The organism is Photobacterium sp. 53610, assembly GCF_036409375.1.
Taxonomy (GTDB): Bacteria; Pseudomonadota; Gammaproteobacteria; order Enterobacterales; family Vibrionaceae; genus Photobacterium.
The window spans coordinates 337,745-361,242 of sequence record NZ_JAXOFS010000003.1; the positions used below are offsets into that span (position 1 = coordinate 337,745).

19 protein-coding genes are annotated in these 23,498 nt (G+C 54.0%); 12 read left to right on the forward strand and 7 right to left on the reverse strand.

The genetic code is table 11. The features are described from left to right. Positions 1–10 precede the first annotated feature (10 nt). Positions 11–2,689: an ImpA family metalloprotease gene (locus tag SPK40_RS11385; RefSeq protein ID WP_330960546.1), complete on the reverse strand. Its 2,679-nt coding sequence runs from the start codon at positions 2,687–2,689 to the stop codon at positions 11–13. A gap of 228 nt (positions 2,690–2,917) precedes the next feature. On the opposite strand from SPK40_RS11385, the gene SPK40_RS11390 reads away from it, so the two are divergent. The 8 genes from SPK40_RS11390 (at position 2,918) to deoD (ending at position 10,639) form a co-directional block, all read left to right on the forward strand. After that, a complete protein-coding gene (locus tag SPK40_RS11390; protein WP_330960547.1) occupies positions 2,918–3,136 on the forward strand; it encodes a hypothetical protein in 219 nt (72 codons plus the stop codon). Then, entirely contained in the window at positions 3,123–3,923 is an 801-nt protein-coding gene (locus tag SPK40_RS11395) for a TatD family hydrolase (RefSeq protein ID WP_330960548.1), read from the forward strand. The genes SPK40_RS11390 and SPK40_RS11395 overlap by 14 nt, the downstream gene beginning before the upstream one ends. Before the next feature lie 211 nt (positions 3,924–4,134). After that, positions 4,135–5,418, forward strand: coding sequence for a NupC/NupG family nucleoside CNT transporter (locus SPK40_RS11400; RefSeq protein ID WP_248141300.1), 1,284 nt, complete (start codon positions 4,135–4,137; stop codon positions 5,416–5,418). A 317-nt stretch (positions 5,419–5,735) separates the two neighbouring features. Next, positions 5,736–5,906 carry a XapX domain-containing protein gene (locus SPK40_RS11405; RefSeq protein ID WP_036751405.1) on the forward strand — a complete coding sequence of 57 codons (171 nt, stop codon included), beginning with the start codon at positions 5,736–5,738 and terminating at the stop codon, positions 5,904–5,906. Between the two features lie 402 nt (positions 5,907–6,308). Beyond that, positions 6,309–7,082, forward strand: coding sequence for a deoxyribose-phosphate aldolase (gene deoC, locus SPK40_RS11410; protein ID WP_248141299.1), 774 nt, complete (start codon positions 6,309–6,311; stop codon positions 7,080–7,082). A gap of 175 nt (positions 7,083–7,257) precedes the next feature. Continuing rightward, a complete protein-coding gene (gene deoA / locus SPK40_RS11415) occupies positions 7,258–8,589 on the forward strand; it encodes a thymidine phosphorylase (protein WP_248141298.1) in 1,332 nt (443 codons plus the stop codon). Positions 8,590–8,601: 12 nt separating this feature from the next. After that, entirely contained in the window at positions 8,602–9,822 is a 1,221-nt protein-coding gene (locus SPK40_RS11420; protein WP_330960624.1) for a phosphopentomutase, read from the forward strand. Positions 9,823–9,916: 94 nt separating this feature from the next. After that, entirely contained in the window at positions 9,917–10,639 is a 723-nt protein-coding gene (gene deoD, locus SPK40_RS11425) for a purine-nucleoside phosphorylase (RefSeq protein WP_330960549.1), read from the forward strand. A gap of 182 nt (positions 10,640–10,821) precedes the next feature. Here the strand turns inward: deoD and SPK40_RS11430 are convergent, their stop codons facing one another. After that, positions 10,822–11,439 (reverse strand): YtjB family periplasmic protein, encoded by a 618-nt coding sequence (locus SPK40_RS11430; protein WP_248141296.1) that lies wholly within the window; start codon positions 11,437–11,439, stop codon positions 10,822–10,824. Positions 11,440–11,552: 113 nt separating this feature from the next. Here SPK40_RS11430 and serB point away from each other — a divergent pair, with 113 nt between their 5' ends. Next, a complete protein-coding gene (serB, locus tag SPK40_RS11435) occupies positions 11,553–12,506 on the forward strand; it encodes a phosphoserine phosphatase (protein ID WP_330960550.1) in 954 nt (317 codons plus the stop codon). A gap of 129 nt (positions 12,507–12,635) precedes the next feature. Here the strand turns inward: serB and SPK40_RS11440 are convergent, their stop codons facing one another. Beyond that, on the reverse strand, positions 12,636–15,143 hold the full coding sequence (locus SPK40_RS11440) for a PilZ domain-containing protein (RefSeq protein ID WP_330960551.1): 2,508 nt from the start codon (positions 15,141–15,143) through the stop codon (positions 12,636–12,638). 61 nt (positions 15,144–15,204) lie between these two features. Between SPK40_RS11440 and radA the strand changes: the two genes are divergently transcribed. Beyond that, the gene (radA, locus tag SPK40_RS11445; protein ID WP_248141293.1) at positions 15,205–16,593 is read left to right on the forward strand and encodes a DNA repair protein RadA; all 1,389 of its coding nucleotides are present in this window, start codon (positions 15,205–15,207) and stop codon (positions 16,591–16,593) included. Between the two features lie 3 nt (positions 16,594–16,596). Here the strand turns inward: radA and SPK40_RS11450 are convergent, their stop codons facing one another. After that, on the reverse strand, positions 16,597–16,971 hold the full coding sequence (locus SPK40_RS11450) for a PilZ domain-containing protein (RefSeq protein ID WP_330960552.1): 375 nt from the start codon (positions 16,969–16,971) through the stop codon (positions 16,597–16,599). A gap of 167 nt (positions 16,972–17,138) precedes the next feature. Next, positions 17,139–18,806, reverse strand: a complete 1,668-nt coding sequence (gene ettA, locus SPK40_RS11455) for an energy-dependent translational throttle protein EttA (RefSeq protein WP_248141292.1) — start codon at positions 18,804–18,806, stop codon at positions 17,139–17,141. A 284-nt stretch (positions 18,807–19,090) separates the two neighbouring features. Between ettA and sltY the strand changes: the two genes are divergently transcribed. Then, positions 19,091–21,028 (forward strand): murein transglycosylase, encoded by a 1,938-nt coding sequence (gene sltY / locus SPK40_RS11460; RefSeq protein WP_330960553.1) that lies wholly within the window; start codon positions 19,091–19,093, stop codon positions 21,026–21,028. Between the two features lie 103 nt (positions 21,029–21,131). Continuing rightward, positions 21,132–21,449, forward strand: a complete 318-nt coding sequence (gene trpR / locus SPK40_RS11465) for a trp operon repressor (protein WP_330960554.1) — start codon at positions 21,132–21,134, stop codon at positions 21,447–21,449. A 68-nt stretch (positions 21,450–21,517) separates the two neighbouring features. Here trpR and yjjX read toward each other — a convergent pair whose 3' ends face one another. Beyond that, on the reverse strand, positions 21,518–22,072 hold the full coding sequence (yjjX, locus tag SPK40_RS11470; RefSeq protein ID WP_330960555.1) for an inosine/xanthosine triphosphatase: 555 nt from the start codon (positions 22,070–22,072) through the stop codon (positions 21,518–21,520). A 121-nt stretch (positions 22,073–22,193) separates the two neighbouring features. Continuing rightward, positions 22,194–22,835, reverse strand: a complete 642-nt coding sequence (locus tag SPK40_RS11475; protein WP_248141288.1) for a helix-turn-helix domain-containing protein — start codon at positions 22,833–22,835, stop codon at positions 22,194–22,196. Positions 22,836–23,498: the final 663 nt, after the last annotated feature.

The following is a 23,498-nucleotide window of genomic DNA, read 5'->3' on the forward strand; positions in this document are numbered from 1 at the left end:
GAATCCGGCCTCAGAAGAAGGTCTTGGGCTGGTTCAGACTGTCACAATAGGCGCTGTTCGAAGCTGGCTTGAAGAACGCCTTGTCGACGGCCGTATTGCCAAATGCGGCCACCTGACTGCCGGCTTTGCTGCTGTAGTTCAGGCCCAGCAAATCCAGATACGGCCGGTAGTCGAGACCCGTCGCATAACTGGCAGCGATCAGCAGCCAGTCGTTATTGCTCAGCGTCCCCGCTTCAGCACGGCTGTAGGTGGAGAAGCCCAGTGATGCTTTTGTTGCATCCCAGCTGGCATCATCGTTATCGGCATCCGAAAACGCTTTGTCCAGCAGGTGCAGGCGAGGGATCAGGTGCCAGCCATTGCTCAGGGCGCCTTTGTCCTGCGCATGCATCATCATTTCGACCACCAGTGCCGCGCCCTGACTCCAACTGCTGTATCCCCGTCCCGCCATATAGGCAGCCGGATCGGTTTCCAGCTGACTTTGCTGGATATCGGCCAGAATGGTGTCGAAAGGCAGAGACTGGCACTGGTGCTCGTAGCCCGGCTCATTTACGGTTGCCAGAGATTTCGCATAATAGGAATAGAAGTTGGTGGTGGCATGGCCTTCAAAGCCGTTGAATTTGAAGCGTCCGCTTTCAACGTTATGTCCGACCTCATGCAGGTCACCATGGCCCAGCACGCTGAATGCCCAGCCGGCATCATAGGGGTTACCCGAGCAGCCGTAGCCGCAGGTGGGTTGGTCGGCATTCATATGCTGAACCTGATCCCATTCAGGAATATTCAGGGTATGGGCAGCAGCAAAAGAATCCACTTCACTGATCGGCGTAATGTTCTCGCCATGATAGCCCGCGAGTGCCCGGAGAGCGCTGTGGTGATAAGTCTGGATGAATGTGGCCATTTCTCCCGGTGTATCCCAGCGGCTGTTTTCAGACAGCGTGGTTTGCATCCGGCTGTTTCGTGAGTGGATCTCAAAATGTTCGGTCGCCACTTCGGCCCAGTCGTAGGCGTTGTTGTTCACCGCCGTGATGAAGGCAGCATCATTCTCACCCGGTTTCCAGTACGGATGCTGGCCAATCTGACGAAATGCAAAGGTCATCTCGGTCCCTTTGTCTGTAAAGCCAACCTGAACCGGGCCGCCATAAGGTGATGTCAGGTGGATGGTCTCGCCGGCCTGGATGGTGACCGGATGTGACTGCAGGAATTTCGGCCGGTTGTAGCCGTCATTCGGTGCCATCGGTTTGGTGGAAGTCGCACGCTGGGTATTGATAAAAATCCGGGCGGCCACGTCGCTGTGAGGGTCTGTCCGGGTGACGGTCAGGGTCTGTCCCGGCAGGGCATAAACACCGGCGGCACGCCACGGTGTCCGGCTGGTCAGCGTGACGGTTTGCTCTGCCGGGGAGACATGGCTGAAATCGGTGCGGCTGAAATTCCCCAGATCCGGCTGGACCGGATTGATCTGACGCGTGTTATACACCAGATGGTCGGCAAAGTAGCTTCTCAAAAACGTCAGTGTCGGGGTGCTGTTTTTTGACATCGGGAAACGGACGTTTTTCCGGTATTGATCTGCAAGCAGGATCAGGTGTTTTTCCAGCGTGTAATCATCCGGCAATGTGAAGATGTCGGTCGCGGATTCATCAACATTGCGAACAATGGCACGCAGTGATTCTGCCGGTGTCAGAAACTCGGTACCGAAGGCCGGAAGATTGTCGCAGCTGTTATTGTCATCTTCGCAATCTGCAATATGGAAGCTGAAGCTGTTGTCCCGGAGACGGGCAATCAGTGTTTCAATGCCGGATAGAGAGCCGGTCTGGTCCCGCATCTCTGCGGCTGACGACCAGTTGGCCTTATCCTGGGTAAAATAATTGCCGGCACCGCCGACGGCTTGCGTCTGTACGCCAAAGTAGCTCAGAACCGGGTTGGTCAGTGGCGTTGAGTTCCAGCTGTTGGTGTGCACATAGAGCATGGCGCGCTTGCGGGCTGCTGCTGCATCCAGTGCAGTGGTTACACTGTGCTCGCTGAACGAACCGCTGGTCCCGGTGATGATCAGATCGGCTTGTGACAGGCAGTCAGACAGCTGAGCTTCATCTTCACACAGGGTAAACGTCAGGTTTGGGTAGCGGCTTTGCAGCCAGTTCTTGGACTGATTAAAGTGACTGCTGCTGAGCAGCGTAAACGACACTTTGAGGTCGGAACGGCCCGTGCTCAGTGCGGGGACCAGCAGCCAGTCGATGATTTTTTGCATGTTCGATGCAAAATCGCCGTGGGAACCGGCATCCAGCTCACGTAGGATATTGGTGCCAAAGGCCACGCTGCGTCGCTCTTTTGCATCTCTCAGGGTAACCAGGGGATAGCCCTGATTTCCCGTGATCAGTTCTTTCGCACTGGTCAGATGCTTCAGGCTGAAATAGCGGGAGTTTCTGCCGGGATCGTACTGGATCGTATTCTGGCCAAAAATCTGGCTCTGTAGCGAAGCCAGACTGGAATGTTCCTTACTGATGATGGTTGCGATGCGTTGTTCCAGTGCAGCACTGTCGCTGGGCAGCAGTCGGGGATCGCCCAGTTTCACCGCGGCATTGATCGGATCCAGGGGCAAGTTTGCCCCGCTTGCATTCTGGCCGTCATTTTTTGTATCTCCGCCACCGCCGCATGCTGCCAGCGAAAGACATAAAAGTATGGAACTGAGCTTTTTCATTCTGAAGTCGTTTTTATGAGTTTTATGATGCTTAGTATCATAAACGGCAGTTTTATATGTGAAATGCCAGAAAACTTGGGGTGAATCGCGAAAAATTTATCGCACTGTGATGGATGTAATGCTGTGTTTCCGCGCCGGTGCTTTGAGTCCCGAAAATATGCGGGAGCCGTTTCTTTCATTCGGCAAGCCTGAAATAATCAGGCTCTCTTCTTTTTTGAGTCCATACAAATGCTGAACGTCATTCGAAGCTGGCTTGCACGGTACGACGCCTGGTGTGAGCGCATGGGATTGATTCCGGAAAACCGTCGCTGTTGTGCGCCGGTCCGCTATGATGAAGATGATGCCCGTCATCCTGCGCAGCGGGCAGCCCGGTTGAAAGCCTGCCAGAGCCAGGCCCAAACTCAGAGCCAGACCCGAGACAACGGTGAGCCGCGTGCAACTGATTGACAGCCACTGCCATTTTGATTTCCCGCCCTTTGCGGACAATTCCGGCTACTATCTCGATTTGGCCCGGCAGGCAGGTGTCAGCCATATCGTGATTCCGTCGGTCGGGGAGCAGAACTGGCAGCAGGTCAGAAATCTGTGTCACACCGGCGGGCCGACGGCACCGGCGCTGTTTTATGCCCTGGGGATGCATCCGTACTTTGCAGAGGAGCACGGACCACAGACGCTGGCACGGCTGGAACAGGCGCTTGAACAGGCCCGGAATGACCCGTGTTGTGTTGCGGTGGGCGAATGCGGGCTCGATTTCGCCATTCCGGATGCGGACCGCCGCCAGCAAACCGACTGGCTTTCAGCGCAGCTTTCCCTGTCCAATCAGTTTAACCTGCCCGTGATTCTTCATTGCCGGAAGGCTTTCCCTGAATTGCTAAAGTGTCTGAAATCCTGTTCGCCGGTTCGGGGAGGGGTTTATCACGCTTTCAGTGGCAGTTTGCAGCAAGCGACTCAACTTCTTGATCTAGGTATCAAAATTGGTGTCGGTGGTACGATCACCTATCGCAGAGCAAACAAAACTCGCACTACAATAGCTCAGTTGCCTCTTGATGCATTGTTGCTGGAAACTGACGCGCCGGATATGCCACCGGCTGGTTTCCAGGGAGAGCCGAACCGTCCGGACAGAGTCGTGCAGGTTTTGAACGCTCTGACGGAACTGAGATCAGAGTCAGTAGCCCAGTTAACACAGGCGACTAACAAAAATGCAGAAGTCTTGTTTGCATTGCCTTCTCAAATTTGAAGATTCTGACGTTTATTTGGCTTTTTATTGTGCATCAAGTGGAACTTGAGTGTGATTGCCATCACACTTGATGTTCAACTTTCACTCGGTTGCCAACCAAAGTGTGACGTGTGCATTACATGCTGATAGTTGCCATGCGTATAATGCGCCCGACTCCTTGTGAGCCGAATTGTCGAGACGCCAAATTTTAACTATAGGGATGCCATAAACCATGAGCCTGTTTATGAGCCTGGTTGGGATGGTTGTGCTGCTGCTGGTAGCCGTGCTGCTGTCTGATAACCGCAAAGCTATTAACGTACGTACTGTTGGGGGCGCGTTTGCCATCCAATTTTTCTTTGGTGCATTCGTTCTGTATGTACCGGTAGGCCGTGATGCGCTGTATGGTGTATCGCAAGCTGTTGCCAATGTGATTGGTTACGGTGATCAGGGTATTTCTTTCCTGTTCGGCGGCCTGGTATCAGGCAAGATGTTTGAAGTCTTCGGTGGCGGCGGTTTCGTCTTCGCACTGAAAGTACTGCCTGTTATCGTTTTCTTCTCTGCGCTGATCAGCGTGCTGTACTATCTGGGTGTGATGCAGTTTGTCATCAACATTCTGGGTGGCGCACTGCAAAAAGCTCTGGGTACCTCTCGTGCCGAATCTATGTCTGCAACAGCAAACATTTTCGTAGGTCAGACTGAAGCACCACTGGTTGTGCGTCCGTTTGTACCTAAAATGACTCAATCTGAGCTGTTTGCGGTCATGTGTGGTGGTCTGGCATCTGTTGCGGGTGGTGTACTGGCAGGTTACGCATCGATGGGTGTTCCTCTGGAATATCTGATCGCGGCATCCTTCATGGCGGCTCCTGGTGGTCTGCTGTTTGCGAAAATCATCAAGCCTGAAACTGAGAAGCCTGTTGAGCAAATGGGCGGCGACGATGACAGCCACGATGACAAACCTGCAAACGTAATTGATGCGGCTGCAGCGGGTGCGTCTTCCGGTATGCAACTGGCACTGAACGTAGGTGCGATGCTGCTGGCCTTCATCGGTTTGATCGCGCTGATCAACGGTATGCTGGGTGGTATCGGTGGCTGGTTCGGTATGCCTGAGCTGACTCTGGAACTGATCCTGGGTTATGTCTTCAAGCCACTGGCCTTCCTGATTGGTGTGCCATGGAACGAAGCTGAAGTTGCCGGTTCTTTCATCGGTCAGAAACTGGTTGTGAACGAGTTCGTTGCTTACCTGAACTTCACACCTTACCTGAAAGATGTAGCTGATGGCGGCATGGTGATTGCTGAAACAGGTGCTGCAATGTCTGAGAAGACACGTGCAATCATCTCCTTCGCACTGTGTGGTTTCGCAAACCTGTCCTCAATTGCAATCCTGCTGGGTGGTCTGGGCGGTCTGGCTCCAAGCCGTCGTCACGACATCGCTCGCTTCGGTATGAAAGCCGTTGCCGCGGGTACCCTGTCTAACCTGATGTCTGCAACGATTGCAGGTCTGTTCCTGTCACTGTAAGACGAACAGAATCTAATTAGGCACAAAAACGCCACAGTATGTTTGCTGTGGCGTTTTTATTTGTCTGTCAGACAGACGGACAGATTTTCGCCTTTCCAACAAATTCAGTAACTATCTGAATCTTTTCTGGTAAAAAATAGCAAAAAGCGGTCTTGTGGCCTTTTTTCCTCTTGCCCTGACGCGCATGCTATACCCTTGCAAAGCATGTCTCCTGAGGTCAACCGGGAAAAAGGACACTTCGTTGCCTGCGGTCTACACTCTGTGAGTGTTTTCCGGCTGTCGCGGTGTCAGCGGCTGCCACCGGACTGGATCAGGCCATGAATGAAGTTGTATTCGCTTTACTCGCTGGTGTCATCGTTGGTTTGTTATTTTCAGCACTGAAACTGCCGATTCCGGCACCGCCAGTATTATCAGGCGTCATGGGCATTGTTGGCGTCTATGTGGGCGGTCAGCTGTATCAGTGGATCATCGAACGGTTCTTTTCCTGAGTGTGAAGACGCAGGATTTCAGCCTGCGGAAAAGCCGTCAGCCACCGGGTGAATTGGTCAACACATTATCCACGCTGGGAAACGTCTGAATGATGGTTCGCCTGAATATGGCTTGGTAATATGACAGCGAAAGGTTGCAGAATGATGGATTCTGCATGAAAGCAGTCTGATGGTTTTTTTGTGAATCAGGCTGTGAACTGAATGGCTGGTAAGGGGATTACCCGTTCGGAAAGCGTTCGGAAACCCACTTACGCGGTGAAAAGGATGTCAATCAGGTTAGCCTGAGTCTTCACGGAATCAAGTCCGCTTCTGTTTCTCTGTGGCTACAATGGCTGGCAAAGGAGCCGGGTCTGGGACAGCGGAGCAGAACACTTGGTAGAGCAATTTCGACTGGAGAAAGTCATGAGCGATTTAAAAACAGCGGCACTGCGTGCGTTAAAACTGATGGATCTGACCACACTGAACGATGACGATACGGATGCCAAAGTGATCGAGCTGTGTAAGAACGCAAAAACCCCGGTAGGCAATACTGCGGCAATTTGTATCTATCCTCGTTTTATCCCGGTTGCCAAAAAGCAACTGCGCGAGCAGGGCACGCCGGAAGTCCGCATTGCCACAGTGACCAACTTCCCGCACGGCAACGATGACATTGAGATTGCGGTAGCAGAAACCAAGGCTGCAGTGGCTTATGGCGCTGATGAAGTGGACGTGGTTTTCCCGTATCGTGCTCTGATTGCAGGGAACGAAGAAGTCGGCTTTGAGCTGGTGAAACAGTGTAAAGCGGCGTGTGGCGACATTCTGCTGAAAGTGATCATTGAAACCGGTGAACTCAAAGATCCGGCGCTGATCCGTCTGGCTTCAGAAATTTCTATCAAGGCGGGTGCTGACTTCATCAAGACTTCTACCGGTAAGGTGCCTGTGAATGCAACTCCGGAAGCCGCTGAGATTATGCTGACCGTGATCAAAGACATGGGCGTGCAGGACAAAGTAGGCTTTAAGCCTGCGGGTGGCGTAAGAACTGCTGAAGATGCAGCGCAGTTCCTGGCCATGGCCGATCGTATTCTGGGTGCAGACTGGGCCGACAGCGCGCACTACCGTTTTGGTGCGTCCAGCTTGCTGGCAAATCTGCTGCACACATTGGGTGAAGGTGAAAAAGCCGCGGAAGGCGGTTACTGAGTCTGACGACTTCATCCATACGGAATACTGGTCTGTGGCGGCGGGTCTGAGCACCGGCTGCCACAGGAACAGCCAAATACAAGGACAGGCAGAGCCGTGACGGCTGGACTGCTGACGGAATCCTATTTCCTTTCGCAGCACTTTCTGCCTTTCCTCAGCCACGTCGAGGCATCTTATGTACTTACCTCAAGAAATCATCCGCAAAAAACGCGATAATATTGCGTTGACCCGAGACGAAATCAACTTTTTTATTCAGGGCATCGCCAAAGACACAGTGTCTGAAGGCCAGATTGCAGCTTTTGCAATGGCGGTGTACTTCAACGATATGACCATGGACGAGCGTGTTGCACTGACCTGTGCGATGCGAGATTCCGGCATGGTGCTGAACTGGGACCACATGAATTTTGGTGGCCCGATTGTCGACAAACACTCCACCGGTGGTGTGGGTGACGTGACTTCTCTGATGCTTGGTCCGATGGTTGCTGCATGCGGCGGCTTCGTACCAATGATCTCCGGCCGCGGTCTGGGTCATACCGGCGGCACGCTGGATAAACTGGAGTCTATTCCGGGCTATAACATCATGCCGTCGAACGACGTTTTCGGTCAGGTGACCAAAGATGCCGGTGTGGCGATTATCGGTCAGACCGGCGATCTGGCACCGGCCGACAAACGCGTGTATGCGACCCGGGATATCACGGCGACTGTTGATAATATTTCGCTGATCACGGCATCCATTCTGTCCAAGAAACTGGCCGCTGGCCTGGAATCTCTGGTGATGGACGTGAAAGTGGGTTCCGGTGCCTTTATGCCGACCTACGAAGCTTCAGAAGAACTGGCGAAATCAATCGTTGCCGTGGCAAACGGTGCCGGTACCAAGACCACAGCGCTGCTGACGGACATGAACCAGGTGCTGGCGTCCAGTGCCGGGAACGCAGTGGAAGTGCGTGAGGCCGTTCAGTTCCTGACCGGTGAATACCGCAACCCGCGTCTGTTCGAAGTCACCATGGCGTTGTGTGCCGACATGTTGCTGAATGCAGGGCTGGCCAAAGATGACCGTGAAGCCCGCACCAAACTGCAGGCGGTACTGGATAACGGTGCGGCAGCAGAGCGCTTCGGCAAGATGGTTCACGGCCTGGGTGGTCCGGCCGATTTTGTTGAAAACTATAACAATTACCTGGCAAACGCAGAGATCATCAAACCTGTGTTTGCGCAAAACAGCGGCTTTGCCGGTGCGATGGACACCCGTGCTCTGGGCATGGCGGTCGTCAGCATGGGCGGTGGCCGTAAAGTGGCGACAGACAGCATTGATTATGCTGTGGGTCTGACTGACATGATCCGCCTGGGTCAGACAGTGGACAGCCAGACACCACTTGCCGTCATTCATGCCCGTAATGAAGCACAATGGCAGGAAGCTGCCCATGCCGTGCGTCAGGCAATTACAATCACTGAGCAGGCACCAGCTGCGACACCTGACGTTTACCGTCGTATTCGTGCTGAAGATGTCTAAATTGGAGCAATGATGAAAAGAGCAATTATCCTGGTACTCGATTCCTTTGGCCTGGGCGCAACGGAAGATGCGGTCAAGTTCGGCGATGTAGGCTCAAACACCATGGGCCATATCGCGAAAGCCTGTGCGGAAGGCCGTGCAGATAACGCCGATCGCAGCGGTCCGCTGAATCTGCCAAACCTGACCCGTCTGGGTCTGGGTAAGGCGGCGGAAGAGTCGTGCGGTGAGTTCCCGGCGGGTCTGGATCCGCTGGCAGAAATCACGGGCGCTTACGGCCATGCGGCCGAGATCTCGTCCGGTAAAGATACACCGTCCGGCCACTGGGAAATCGCCGGTGTTCCTGTACTGTTTGAGTGGGGCTACTTCCGCGACACCAGCAACAGTTTCCCGCAGGAACTGCTGGACCGCATCGTTGAGCGCGCTCAGCTGCCGGGCTACCTGGGTAATTGCCATGCATCCGGTACACAAGTGCTGGATGATCTGGGTGAAGAGCATATGAAAACCGGCAAGCCGATTTTCTATACCTCTGCGGATTCCGTGTTCCAGATTGCCTGTCATGAAGAGACGTATGGCCTGGATAATCTGCTGAAACTTTGCGAAATCGTGCGTGAAGAGCTGGAAGATTACAACATCGGCCGCGTGATCGCCCGTCCGTTCATCGGTCCGGGGAAAGGTCAGTTTGAGCGGACCGGTAACCGCCGTGACCTGTCGATTGAACCGCCTTCAGCAACCGTGTTGCAGAAGCTGGTGGAAGAGAAGCTGGGTGAGGTGGTGTCTGTCGGTAAGATTGCTGATATCTATGCGCACTGCGGGATCACCCAGAAAGTCAAAGCGACCGGCCTGGAAGCGCTGTTTGATGCCACGCTGGCACAAGTGGAGAAAGCCGGTGATAACACCATTGTATTTACCAACTTCGTTGATTTCGATTCGGCCTACGGCCACCGTCGCGATGTCGCCGGTTATGCTGCCGCGCTGGAATACTTCGACCGTCGTCTGCCTGAGTTGCTGTCCCAGCTCAAAGAAGATGATGTACTGGTAATTACCGCTGACCACGGCTGCGATCCAACCTGGCCGGGCACTGATCATACCCGTGAGCACATTCCTGTGCTGGTGAGTGGTCCGAAAATCCCGTCCGGTTCTCTGGGACGTCGCGAGACGTTTGCCGATATCGGTCAGAGTCTGGCGAGCTACTTCGGTATCTCGGCCATGGATTTCGGTCAGTCTTTCCTGTAACCGCATGATAGCGCGGTAATGTTTGACGCTGAATGCGCAACTGGCCTCGCCCCGGATGGGGTGAGGCAATCCAAATAGAAGAAGGAGCGAACAGATGGCTACTCCACATATTAATGCCGAAATGGGTGATTTTGCAGATGTCGTCCTGATGCCGGGTGACCCGCTGCGTGCCAAGTTCATTGCCGACACTTTCCTGGAAGATGTCAAAGAAGTCTGTAATGTCCGCAACATGTACGGTTTCACCGGGACTTACAAAGGCCGCAGAATCTCCGTAATGGGCCATGGTATGGGCATTCCGTCCTGTTCTATTTACGCCACGGAGCTGGTTAAAGACTATGGCGTCAAGAAAATCATCCGTGTTGGCAGCTGTGGTGCCGTGCGTGATGACGTACATCTGCGTGATGTAGTGATCGGCATGGGTGCTTCGACCGACTCAAAAGTCAACCGGATTCGTTTCGGCGGCCATGATTTTGCGGCGATTGCAGATTACGGCATGGTTCAGAATGCGGTGGAAGCCGCGAAAGCCAAGGGTATCGAAGTGAAAGTCGGTAACCTGTTCTCTGCAGATCTTTTCTATAACCCGGATTTTGACTTCTTCAAGACCATGGATAAGTACGGCATCTTGGGTGTGGAAATGGAAGCGGCCGGGATTTACGGTGTCGCTGCTGAGTTCGGTGCCAAAGCCCTGACCATCTGTACTGTGTCTGACCATATCCTGCGGGGTGAGGCGACGACTTCAGAAGAGCGCCAGACCACTTTCCTCGAAATGATGGAAATTGCCCTGGAATCTGTGCTGCTGGGTGACAAAGAGGCTTAAGCCAAAGACGTTTAAATCAAGGACGCTTAAATCAAGGACGCATAAACGATTTCTGCCCGGTCAGGGCGGACGCGCACGGGGCTTTGGCCCCAACCAAGTCAAAGACGACCCACCGGTCGTCTTTTTTTATGGCTTGATTCGGTGCAGGAAGCCGATTGCTATCGCAGCCGGAGATCGGCCCTTCAGTCCTTCGCATTGGCGGTCAGCAGGAACGGGAAGTGCCAGACGTCTTTGCGGCGGCCGAAGGTATAGGCCAGTACAAAGCCGATGAAGAGCGCGGCAATCACCAGTCCGCGGACGGTATTGGTCATGCTTTCGATCTGATCCGCCGCATGCTGAACCAGCTTGCCGTGCTCCAGCGTCAGACGCAGATAGCCGACAATCTGACCATCATCTGTCAGTACCGGCTGGACAATTTGCTGGCGGCCAATGCTTGCGGTTGAGAGAGGGGTTGTCAGACCGGAGATTTGTTCCAGTGGCATGGCGTCTTCAGTCTGTGCCAGCGGCGAGCCTTCCAGATCGTAAACACTGGCATCCAGAATCAGAGGTTCATCGGAAATTCGGTTCACCAGCGCCTGCAGCCGGTCCTGATCTTTGTCGAGAATATCATCGGAAGCCGTGCTGGCCGCCTGTCGGGCAATAATGCGGGACAGAGACTGGGTTTGTTCACTCAGCATGTCGAAGTTGTTCTGATTCAGCCGGGCACCATACTCCAGCATGGTGATCAGGCCGACGAAACTGAGGGCCAATACCAGAAACTGCCAGATACGTTGCATGCGTACAGTTTTGAACTTAAACATAGTGGGGACTTCTTTCATGAAACTAACTGAACAATATTGGGACTTGCCCTGACAAATTGCAATAGGGTACTTTGAAGGGAGATGAAAACGCTTTTACATGGATGTGATATACCGTGCTGACCATTAAGAAACATACTTCGCTGCATACCCGCTTTCCTGAGAGTGTTGCCAGCAGCAACCTGGATGTGAAAAACGTCTCGGCTGTGATCTACAGTCGCCAGCCCCTGACCCCGGAACGTCTCGATCGCATTGCTTCCCAGAGCGGTGAACCGTTGTCGGTGATTGCGGCCTGGAAAGTCGGCCCCTACGAGGTACTTTTGCTGGCAAACCCGCTGACTGAGCGCCTGACCGAGTCTCTGGAAGCGCATGAAATCGATTATGCTCCGTACCAGTCCCTGCCGGATTTGTCTCAGCCGGGGCTGGCGGTGTTTGATATGGACTCAACGGCGATTGAGATCGAGTGTATCGATGAGATTGCCAAACTGGCCGGGGTCGGTGAGCAGGTTGCTGAAGTGACCGAACGTGCCATGCAGGGAGAACTGGATTTTGAACAGAGCCTGCGCCAGCGGGTTGCGACGCTGGAAGGCGCCAGTGCGGAGATTCTGGAGCAGGTCCGCCAGAAACTCCCGCTGATGCCGGAAATGCGGGAACTGGTGGATGCGCTGCATCACTATAGCTGGAAGACGGCCATTGCCTCAGGCGGTTTTACTTATTTCTCGGACTATCTGCAAGAAACGCTGGCCCTGAGTTATACCCAGTCCAATCAGCTGGAAATTATCGACGGTCAGCTGACCGGTAAGGTGCTGGGGAAAGTGGTGGATGCACAGACAAAAGCTGATATTTTGCGTGAGCTGGCCGAAGAATACGGCATTGCAGCACACAATACTGTCGCTGTCGGTGATGGTGCCAACGATCTGAAGATGATGGCTGCGGCCGGATTGGGCATTGCCTATCATGCCAAGCCGAAAGTTCAGGCCACGGCACCGGCTGCGGTCCGTTATGCCGATTTAGGCGGCGTGCTTTGTCTGCTGTCTGCTTCACTGTGGCCTCAGAAGATTGGCTGGTAAGTCAACCGGAATCAGTCGCTGAGGTTGCCATCTCAGTCACCCCGTCATTCCCGCTTGTGCGGGAATGACAATTGTCATGCTACACGTTGCTCTCCGGGGATCATCGAATGAATCCCTGAAAGGAAATCGTTACAGTCCCAGCCGCAGTAAGACCTCATCGGTAATGTCGTAAAATTCGCCGAATCCTGTCAGTGACGTAAACTCTATCTCCAGTGAGCGGGCCCGGTGCATCGCGACCCGGGACAGTTCGGCCAGCTCCCGGCTGATCAGCGCCGTGGTCGGGTCCATCACCGGCACGGCAGCGATCCGGATGGCAAGGAAATGTCCCTGTTCGCGGGCCTGTTGTGCAAATCGGCGGCGACTTTCACCGGTCGGGAAATCATCGAAGAGTTTGCTGATCATTTTGGGCTGGGCACCCGACTGGGGCAAAATCGCCAGATACAGTTCACGGACATAAGGCTGGCTGACGGCCACAGGACGCATCGGTTCGCTCAGCAGTTGCTTGACCCGGTTCTGAAAGATAGGGGCCAGCGAGACCCGTTTTCCTTCACCATGCTGGAGTAACAGTTTACCCAGTGTTGGCAGCGGTTTGTTGGAGCCCATCGCCCTTACCTTGACCTGATTGTCGATTTTCTCGCAGAAAAATGGCAGGCAGTTCAGGCGGGTCAGCAGCATCTGGTGCATTGCCAGCAACAGCGGACCGGCTGGCATGATTTCCTCGCTGACCGGCAGACGTGCTTCATTGTGTTTGATCAGGCGGCGCAGAAAGTGCTCACTGCGGGTGACATCTTCACCGTTACCGGACTCGAACTGAACATTGCGCCGATCCGGGCTGAGGCGAACCACCTGATAAGGGATACGCCGCAGCGGTGCCTCTTTGGCCATTTGCAGCAGCTCATCAAAAGTCACTTTGACCTGATCGCCGCGTTTGGCTTCCAGGGGCTCTGCAAGACGCAGATTCAGTCCCCGCGTGGAAATATCGACGGTATGGCCATTGACGACAATATTTTCCTGACCCGATTCAGCCGGTAACTGAAGCGTAACCGGCGTTTTGAACAGGAAGCGGGATTCGCTGCGCTGTGGTTTCGGGTCGAAGTAGATTGCCCGGGTCCCGGACACCGGATTGCGCGGGTGGCGAAATGTCTGCAGCTGTTTGCTCGGCAAACCCGGTTTTTCGGTCAGGCGGTAATCATGCCTTCCGGCCAGATTCGTCAGATCCTGCAAGACACCGATATGGGTCAGAGTCGACAGGGTTTCCAGCAGTTCCGGGGCAATTTCCTGTAACTGATTCCGGTCTTCCTGGCTGATCGGATACAGCGTCAGGCGAACCACTCGCCAGCTTTCCCGGGCCGCACCGATATGCCAGAACAGTTGCCGTTCCTCGACGCCCATCTCCGGCAGTGCAGCCGAATAAAAATAAGTTTTCTCTTCATGCTGATGGGTAAAGCTGTAGATCAGGGTGCTGCACTGGCTGAGTCCTTCTCTGCCCAGCGTGCTGATCCGCTCTTCAGACAACAGATGGTTGATCACCGACTGATTGCGTTCGTCATGCCAGTGTTCCCAGACATGGCGGTTATGTTCGGTCAGCAGGCAGTATTTCAGTTCACTGCCGGCAAAAAACATCGGGATGCTGCTGGTATGTTTCAGAAAACAGTGCTCGTAGCCCCGGGTCCGGGTCTGAATGATTTTATCTTCATAATTGCGGCGTGAGCGGTTCGAGGCCATCTGTAGGCGGGCTTCGATGGCAGCCTTGATGGCTTCACTCGGTTCGACCAGCACCAGACGCAGCCAGGTGAAACTGTCATTGTCTGCATGCGGTGTGACGCCCAGTACCCGGTATGTGATCCCTTGAATCAGGCGGTCGTCCTTTAACTGTTTGGCCAGTTCGGGGAAATAAGCTGTGATCATTTGCCCTTCAAAGTAACGGAAAGCAGACGATACCCGAAAACGTGCACCCGATGGCGAGATATCGGCCGTGGTCCCGTTGACCTCCTGCGAATAGGGCAGCATCAATACGACCGGGGTGGTGAGCTGGACCCGTTGCTCACTGCGGCTGAGATGGTAGCCAAAACGCAGCAGCTCTGCCGAAAATGGCGAGACTTCTTCTGCAACCGGCGCTTCTTTCTCCGCGGGTTGCGGCTCCTGTGGCTTTTGTTGCTGCTGTTGCTGCATGACCCGGAAGTTATTGCGGGTGTTCATCAGCGACTCATACAGGCCGACCCGGTACTGATCGCCATAAGCTTTGATGCGTCGGCGGTACACGTTCATCGCCACATCATCCAGCCAGTGGGTCATGCCATGCAGCTCGTACGGACGGCATTCGCCGTTGACTTTGCCACGCAGATCAATCGCCTGACGGCAGGGGGCCATCACTCGGTTCAGCTCCATTTTGACCTGCAGGCGGGCCGGGCCACTTAAGTCTGCGGTCAGGTGCAGAAATAAGTCGTTGAAATCCTCGCTGTCATAAGCAGGCAGCAATTGTTCAATCAGTCCTTTGTATTCGTCCAGCAACATAGTGGTTTTAGCATTTGGTCTCAATCGGGTATGATTTCCAATTGTGCAGTAAAAATGAAAATTGTCATAAGCTTGTGGACGGAAAGTCTGGCCTGGCGCATATCCTGGCTGTTTATTCGTCATTTTATTCACCTGCTGCCGCACGGTTTGGCAGGCCACGGGCTTGGGTCACTGAAGGGTTACAATGGCGAAAACCAAAAGAGCTTACGTCTGCAGTGAATGCGGCGCTGATTTTCCACGCTGGCAGGGGCAGTGCAATGCCTGTGCCGCCTGGAACACCATTACAGAATTTACGATCCCCAAGACCAAGTCTGCGCTGGGCAGCGTCGGTGGCGGTACCGCCAGCAGTTATGCCGGAGCTACGACCAAGGTTCAGAAATTGTCTGAGGTTGAGAGCAAAGATCTGCCGCGGTTCAGTTCCGGGATCTCTGAACTGGACCGGGTACTGGGCGGCGGTATTGTGCCTGGCTCAGTCCTGCTGTTGTGTGGTGATCCGGGCGCGGGTAAGTCCACTTTGCTGCTGCAAAGTATCGGGTCTGTGGCGGGCTCGCGTGAGGCGCTGTATGTCTCCGGTGAAGAATCTATTCATCAGATCTCCCAGCGGGCTAAGCGCCTGGGGACGCCCAATATCGATAAAATTCAGGTGGTTGCTGAAACCTCGGTTGAACAGATCCTGCACCATATCCAGGAGCAGAAAGCCGAGTTTGTCATTATCGACTCGATTCAGACCATGACCGTGGCGCACAATGATTCGGCTGCGGGCAGTCCGAGTCAGGTCAAAGAGTCGGCAGCGGCACTGACCCGGTTTGCCAAGACGGAAGGCGTGACCTTCATGATTGTCGGCCATATCAACAAAGATTCGAATGTCGCCGGTCCGATGCAGCTGATCCATATTGTGGACGGCCTGTTCGCCCTGTCGTCGACCTCTGATGAAAAATTCCGGGTGCTGCGAACGTCGAAAAACCGATTCGGGGCAGACTCAGAGTCCTGTTTCTTCGCCATGACAGAAACCGGCATGAAGCAGGTGAAGAACCCATCGGCCATCTTCCTCAGCCGCTCCAACAAAAACCACGCCGGTTCAGTCTGTACCACGCTGTGGGAAGGTACCCGGCCGTTGCTGGTGGAAATTCAGGCGCTGTGTAACCAGTCACTGACCGAAGTACCGCGACGCCTGAGCGTGGGCTACGATTCCAACCGGCTGGCGATGTCGATTGCGGTGCTGGCCCGTCACGGCGGGGTGATGCTGTCGGATATGGATATCTTCGTGAACTGTGTCGGCGGGATCCGGATTGAAGAAACGTCTGCAGATCTCTCGGTGCTGCTGGCGATTTTTTCCAGCTTCAAGAATGCACCGATTCCGCAGGATGTTCTGGTGTTCGGTGAAATTGGCCTGAACGGGGATATCCGTCCTTCTGCCAATGGCGTTGAGCGGATCCGGGAAGCGGCGAAGCAGGGTTTTACCCGGGCGATTATCCCCAAAGCCAATGCCAGCCGATCTTTACCGGGGATTGAAATTATCCCGGTTGAAGATTTGCAGGAAGCCCTTGGGGCTTTTGAACGGGTCGCCGGTTAGCGGCTACTCATCTTCAGCCAGATCAGCGAGATGCTCCAGCTCGCGGTGGAGCAGCGCATCATTGCCGAGATTGAGCTCGATCAGGCGACGTAGATGGGAAATGCTGTCGATATCGATATTGACGATTTTCATCCGCAGACTGTGGTTGTTCTGATCGACCAGCTCTGCGAGCATCGTGAGGTGGACATCGGTCTGCGGCAGGACGACATCAACCTGAAAGGCCGGATCGCCCCCGGGTTGCCAACCGTCGGGACGGGAAAGCAGGATGCCATGCAGCGAGATATCTTTCAGGGTGGTATTCCATTGGAAGTCCCTCTGCCGCAGCGTCGCCGGAGCCTGATACACAATGCGGATAAACTGGCGTCTTTCTTTCATCATCTGTGTACACCTTCAGGGATTGATATCTTCGAGTGTAGGGCCATCTTTCCGGCTTGCCCAATTGACACAACGGTTTGTTGAGAGAACCTTCAATCATTACTGCTGGATATACCGCCCCAAATAAAAAGGCTGCCCGGAGGCAGCCTTCTTTTTTTGCAGGGAAGTGATTACTTCGCAATGCGCTTGTACTTGATGCGGTGTGGCTCTGCAGCCTGCGCACCCAGGGTCTTTTTCAGCCAGTCGGTGTATTCGGTGTAGTTGCCTTCGAAGAAGTTCACCTGACCTTCATCACGGTAATCCAGAATATGGGTCGCAATCCGGTCCAGGAACCAACGGTCGTGCGAGATCACCATGGCACAGCCCGGAAATTCCAGCAGGGCTTCTTCCAGTGCTCGCAGGGTTTCAACGTCCAGGTCGTTGGTTGGTTCGTCGAGCAGCAACACGTTGCCGCCGGCTTTCAGCAGTTTTGCCAGGTGGACACGGTTCCGCTCACCACCGGACAGCTCGCCGATGCGTTTTTGCTGGTCGCTGCCTTTGAAGTTGAAACGGGACACGTAAGCGCGGGACTGGATCTCGAAGTTGTTGATGCGAATGACATCGTTGCCTTCAGAGATTTCCTGATACACGGTGTTGGTATCGTTCATGCTGTCACGGAACTGTTCAACAGACGCCAGGGTCACGGTGTCGCCCAGTTCGATGCTGCCTGAATCCGGCTGCTCGGTGCCGCTCAGCATTTTGAACAGGGTTGATTTACCCGCACCGTTGGCACCGATGATGCCCACGATTGCACCTTTCGGCATGCTGAAGGACAGATCATCGATCAGGACGCGATCACCGAACGATTTGGTCAGGTTGCTGACTTCAATGACTTTGTCACCCAGGCGCTCACCCGGCGGGATAAACAGCTCGTTGGTTTCGTTCCGCTTCTGGTGATCTGTGGTGTTCAGCTCTTCAAAGCGGGCCATACGGGCTTTGGATTTCGCCTGTCGGCCTTTTGGATTCTGACGAACCCACTCCAGCTCTTTCTCGATGGTTTTCTGACGCGCTTTCTCCTGAGAGGCTTCCTGCTTCAGACGGGCATCTTTCTGCTCCAGCCAGGACGTATAGTTGCCCTGCCATGGAATACCTTCACCCCGGTCGAGTTCCAGAATCCAGCCTGCAGCATTGTCCAGGAAGTAACGGTCGTGCGTGATGGCTACCACGGTACCGGTGTAATCGACCAGGAAGCGCTCCAGCCAGCCCACAGATTCTGCATCCAGGTGGTTGGTCGGTTCGTCGAGCAGCAGCATGTCTGGTTTTTCCAGCAACAGGCGGCAGATCGCGACACGGCGGCGCTCACCACCGGACAGGTGCTTGATCTGGGCATCCCACTCCGGCAGACGCAGGGCATCAGCAGCACGCTCCAGGGTGTTGTCCAGATTATGGCCGTCTTTCGCCTGGATCAGTGCTTCCAGTTCGCCTTGTTCTTTCGCCAGGGCATCGAAATCGGCATCGGCATCCGCGTATGCCGCGTAAACAGCATCCAGACGTGCCAATGCATTTGCGACGTCAGAGACGGCCTCTTCGACCACTTCACGAACCGTTTTTTCTTCATCCAGGACAGGTTCCTGTGGCAGGTAACCGACATTCAGACCGGGTTGCGGACGGGCTTCACCTTCGATATCGGTATCGATGCCGGCCATGATCCGCAGCAGGGTGGATTTACCAGAACCGTTCAGGCCCAGTACGCCGATTTTCGCGCCCGGGAAGAAGCTCAGTGAAATATCTTTCAGGATCTGTCGCTTAGGTGGCACAACTTTGCTCACGCGCGACATGGTATAGACGTATTCAGCCATTTCCGTAAGTCATCTCTAGATCTAAGGAGAAAGGGGTATTTTAACCATTCTGGGCCTAAGTTTAACAGCAATGTCTCACAATGATGATTAAGATGAATAGATGACCGTTCTATCAGGTGAACGCCTTCCGGGGCAGATTGAACGCATACAAATTGGAGCGAAGATCAGAAAATTGAAGGCTTCTCTGGCTTTCTGACCTGAGCCTGACGCCGGGCTGACGTTGGGTGTGGCAGGGAAAGCTAACATATTGAGCGCAGACAATAAATTAGCTGGAAAGGAGACGTATGCAGTCTGAAGCAGTTGTGCACCGTCGGGGTCGCTGGATTCTGGGTCTTGGACTATGGGTGCTGCTGGGTGGAGGCGTCGCGCAGGCCGCTTCGCTGGAGCAGCAAAGAACGTGGTACGAGGCTGCCAAAGCGGCACTGGAAAGTGATGATCAGGCTACTTACAAGTCGTACCGATCGAAACTCAATGATTACCCACTGACACCTTATCTGGATTACCGCCAGTTTCAGGACGGGCTGGCCCGCCGGAAACCTGCGGAAGTCCGGGCTTTTATCGATAAATATCAGGATTTTCCTTTCACGATCAAGCTGGGCTATGCCTATCTGGATGAACTGGTCGATGCCAAGCGCTGGCAGGACATGGTCGATTTTCAGAAAGAACCGCCATATCGGGAGAGTTATCAGTGCAAGTATTACTATGCACTCAGCAAAACCGGCCATACAGAAGATGCCTGGGCTGGCGCCAAGTCGTTATGGCTGACCGGGCAGTCGCTGGATGATGATTGCGACCCGCTGCTGGCGGCCTGGCAGAAAGCGGGAAAACGGACCAGTCAGCTGATTCTGGACCGGATGCTGCTGGTGTTTGATGCCGGGAACTATGGTCTGCTGAAGTTTCTGGATAAGCAGCTGACCGGTAAAGCAGATAAAAAAGGCAAGACTTTGCTGTCGCTGTACAAAAATCCGGAAGGGGTGGCAGATTTTGCCAAGCGCAGCAAGGTGAATGATTTTAACCGTCAGCTCAGTACGCTGGCGTATCAGCGCTTGGTGTTTTCGGACGTCGGGGCTGCACTGAAACAGTTCGGACAGGTGGCTGAGGGGCAAAAGCTCAGTGCTGAGCAGAAACAGGCCCTGGCAGATTTCACCGCATCCCGGCTGATGGATAGCGAGAATCAGGAGCAAATCCGTTGGCGGGATCAGGTGCTTCGGGACAGCAGCGATGACGGCCTGATTGAACGCCGGATCCGTGTTGCCCTCCGGCAAGCGCACTGGAATGAAGCGCAGGACTGGATTTCGGAGCTGTCTGATGAAGAACAGCGCACGCTGCGCTGGCAGTTCTGGCAGGCGCATCTGCTGGCGAAAAGCGATCCGGCTGCCGCAAAGCCGAAGTATCAGGCACTGCTCGGAGAGCGGAATTTCTACAGCGCGGCTGCCGCGACGGTGCTGGGCGAGAAAATTGATTTTCCCGTCGATACGCTGACCGAAGCGGAGCGGGATGTGACGCCTTATTTGCCGGCCCTGAAACGGATTGAGGAAATGCTGGCGCAGGATAAGGTCTATGATGCCAACCTGGAATGGTGGTATCTTCTGAAAGATCTCGACCCGAAAGCCATCTGGCCGCTGGCAGGGTATGCCGATCAGAATCAATGGCATCATCTGACGGTACAGGCCACGATTTACGGTCAGATGTGGGAGCATCTGTCACTGCGTTTTCCGCTGGCATTCAAAGATCAGTTCCAGTCTTTCGGGAAAAAACGTGAACTGTCGATGACCACCATGATGGCGCTGGCCCGGCAGGAAAGTGCCCTCAACCCGCAGGCGATGTCTCCGGTGGGGGCGCGGGGACTGATGCAGCTGATGCCGGCGACCGCCAAGCATACGGCCCGGAAGCTGGGTTACAGATACAAAGGCAGCAACAGTTTGTTAGATCCCGAGGTCAACATCCGTCTGGGCAGTGGTTATCTCAAGATGATGCTGGCACGTTACGATAATAACCGTATTTTTGCCTTTGCGGCCTATAACGCCGGGCCCGGGCGGGTGACGCGCTGGCGTGAGCTCAGCGATGGTCAGTTGGACGCCTTTACCTTTATGGAAACCATTCCCTTTGGTGAAACGCGTGGTTATGTTCAGAATGTGCTGATGTTTGAGGTGTATTACGACAAACTGACCGGGAATCCGACGGAGTTGCTGACGAGCAAGGAACTGAACACGCAGTATTGAGGCCGAGAGTCGATATCGGCTTCGGTTCAGGGTAGAATCCGGTCAGCGTTAACCAGCCTGTGCAGAGGAACTTGTTTGGCACAGGCGAAGACTGAGGAAAACCATGTCATCTCAAGCCGATACGCCGGAATTTACTGACTGGCAGCAAATTGTCTCCCTGTTCCGTCAGGCATCAGCCGAGGGCAAAGATGAACTGCTGCTGCGCCTGTTACTGACCCCGGATGAGCGGGAATCGCTGATTGCCCGGGTGAATATTTTTCATGAGCTGCTGAACGGCGACCGCAGTCAGCGGAAGATCAGCGAACTGCTGGGCGTCGGCGTGGCGACCATCACCCGGGGTTCCAATGAGCTGAAGCACCATGATGCAGACATCCGTCAGTGGTTGTCGGATATCCTGAAAAAACAGCAGGACGCTCAGTAAGTATTCGTGTCTGACTGACAGCACTCGAGAACATGCACCGGCTCCGACAGGGCCGGTGCTTTTTTTGCTTATTCTGCGGGGTAAAGGGCCAGGTTCATGAACGGAATCAGCGCCAGAATCAGTGCCTGCTGATAAACGCTGCTGCGGCTGAGCTTGTGGCCGGTCAGCATGGCAATCGCACCGCCCTGCTGTTTGACGTTCTGCTGCTGGAACATGTCATCCATCACGTCGCCCAGTTCTTCACCGTTATGTAAACGAGCCAGTGCCTGAGGCGGCAGCGGCAGGGACGCTGAACGTGATTCACCCCGCACCTGTCCATTGTCGATGACCATCCATGCAAAGGTGGCGCCTTCATCAAGGCCTGCTTCCAGACTGACATAGAAGTGAGCATCCGGTTGCTGCGATTTGGCATGTTCGACCCGGTTGCGTGCACCCGTGAGGGTTTCATCGGCGCACATCGGCTGGGCGCGGACACCGCTGTCAACCGCCAGTCCCCGGATGCTCAGCGTCTGCCCGGGAAAGACTTCGCAAAAGGCTGCCTCAACGGCCCGGATTTTGGCCGGATTGGTGGATGCAACGATGACGTGGATGTCTGTGGCGGGGGATGGTGTAGCAATAGACATGGCATGCTCCTTCAGTTTCATGCCGCTATTGTACGATTTGAAGGGGCGCTGTCACCCCTGACTGACGAAACCGGATGAATTTGTGAGTCAGGGGGGAGCGACAGGAGCACTAAATCTGCGATCAGAGGCGGTCGAATGACCAGTCGGACTGAATGATATAACCGTGAATTTTGAATTCGTCGTGGTTGACGAACAGGTTTGGAAAGTCCGGTTGTGAGGTGGAGAAGACGACACCGTCAGCCAGTTGCGTCATATGATAAAAATCGGGCTCGCTGCCGCGGACCGAGGCAAACACTGGTTGCTTCGGACGGTAGGGTGCCTTACGCGTGGCCAGCGCATAGCTGCCCAGTGGTGCGCACTGTGCAATGTTTTCGTTATCAACCAGCAGGCCCAGGCAGTCTTCGCGATCCAGGTGTTGCGGGATCGCACGTTTGCTCAGTACCTCGACATTCCCGCCTTCACGATAAGACAGATAGTCTTTGCGGTGAATGATCGGAATGTAGGTTGACGTCGAATGATGTCCCGTTTCGTGGCTGATGGCGGTTGTTGCCTGCGTTCCGGAGTCGATTTGACCCGTCAGCAGATAACTAATTGAAGTATTGAGTGTTTCCGCGATTTTTTCCAGCTCGCGTACTTCAATGCCGTACTTACCGGACAGTTTCCGGCTCATCGTCCCTTGTTGAAGACTCAGTGTTTCACCGAGTTGTTTTTGGCTGATCCCTTGGATCTTCGCCAGGCGCTTAATTCGCTCTAAATATTCCATATGAATGGCTTCCCGCTCGCAGTGAGAATGAATGCGAAAGGCATTCGCAAAAGTCATAAATTATTTTACTGATATCCTTGTCTAAAGGCTTTACTCAAGCTGAAAAGTGCGATGGATTTCGTTAAAGGAATATGCTTTTGCACTTGGTTGGGTAAAAAAGGGTACAATATTTTCTCAGTAAAATAAGCCAGTAAGGAAAATTGACCTGCCAGCTGCGCATAAAAATATCATATCAATTTCCCTCAAGAAATAAGCTTATTGCATGAAAAGTGAGGTTTTGTGCATATTTTATGATATGCAACCCAAGGTTTTCTGATATTTGTGCCAAAAGATGTGAACTTGATTCCAAGCGTTTAAACGCTTTTCTTTTTGTAAACGATTTCATATCCCGGCTTGCGATGTGCAGTTTATCTATAGCGAATGCTGATATTATTCCCTCCAGGTATGTCTCTGGGTGTGCTTTGACTCAATTGGGCGTCTGCCAGCAGCTCATGCATGCAGGCAATGCGAAAAGTGCGAATAAGGATGGCTGAAGATGGCTGAATGTGGAATGGCATTTTTCCGATTCCCAAAAAACCTTCTTGCACAACTTTAGGTCATCCAGCACGCTCGTGGTGCAGGCGTAAAGCCTTTGCCCGATGTTGATAATACGAGATTTGTTTT

Coding starts and splice junctions, on each gene's coding strand:
- SPK40_RS11390 (WP_330960547.1), top strand. CDS start 2,918: ATGCTGAACGTCATTCGAAGCTGGCTTGCACGGTACGACGCCTGGTGT.
- SPK40_RS11475 (WP_248141288.1), bottom strand. CDS start 22,835: ATGGAATATTTAGAGCGAATTAAGCGCCTGGCGAAGATCCAAGGGATC.
- radA (WP_248141293.1), top strand. CDS start 15,205: ATGGCGAAAACCAAAAGAGCTTACGTCTGCAGTGAATGCGGCGCTGAT.
- yjjX (WP_330960555.1), bottom strand. CDS start 22,072: ATGTCTATTGCTACACCATCCCCCGCCACAGACATCCACGTCATCGTT.
- SPK40_RS11420 (WP_330960624.1), top strand. CDS start 8,602: ATGAAAAGAGCAATTATCCTGGTACTCGATTCCTTTGGCCTGGGCGCA.
- SPK40_RS11400 (WP_248141300.1), top strand. CDS start 4,135: ATGAGCCTGTTTATGAGCCTGGTTGGGATGGTTGTGCTGCTGCTGGTA.
- sltY (WP_330960553.1), top strand. CDS start 19,091: ATGCAGTCTGAAGCAGTTGTGCACCGTCGGGGTCGCTGGATTCTGGGT.
- deoC (WP_248141299.1), top strand. CDS start 6,309: ATGAGCGATTTAAAAACAGCGGCACTGCGTGCGTTAAAACTGATGGAT.
- SPK40_RS11450 (WP_330960552.1), bottom strand. CDS start 16,971: ATGATGAAAGAAAGACGCCAGTTTATCCGCATTGTGTATCAGGCTCCG.
- SPK40_RS11385 (WP_330960546.1), bottom strand. CDS start 2,689: ATGAAAAAGCTCAGTTCCATACTTTTATGTCTTTCGCTGGCAGCATGC.
- deoA (WP_248141298.1), top strand. CDS start 7,258: ATGTACTTACCTCAAGAAATCATCCGCAAAAAACGCGATAATATTGCG.
- deoD (WP_330960549.1), top strand. CDS start 9,917: ATGGCTACTCCACATATTAATGCCGAAATGGGTGATTTTGCAGATGTC.
- SPK40_RS11440 (WP_330960551.1), bottom strand. CDS start 15,143: ATGACGAATAAACAGCCAGGATATGCGCCAGGCCAGACTTTCCGTCCA.
- ettA (WP_248141292.1), bottom strand. CDS start 18,806: ATGGCTGAATACGTCTATACCATGTCGCGCGTGAGCAAAGTTGTGCCA.
- trpR (WP_330960554.1), top strand. CDS start 21,132: ATGTCATCTCAAGCCGATACGCCGGAATTTACTGACTGGCAGCAAATT.
- SPK40_RS11405 (WP_036751405.1), top strand. CDS start 5,736: ATGAATGAAGTTGTATTCGCTTTACTCGCTGGTGTCATCGTTGGTTTG.
- SPK40_RS11430 (WP_248141296.1), bottom strand. CDS start 11,439: ATGTTTAAGTTCAAAACTGTACGCATGCAACGTATCTGGCAGTTTCTG.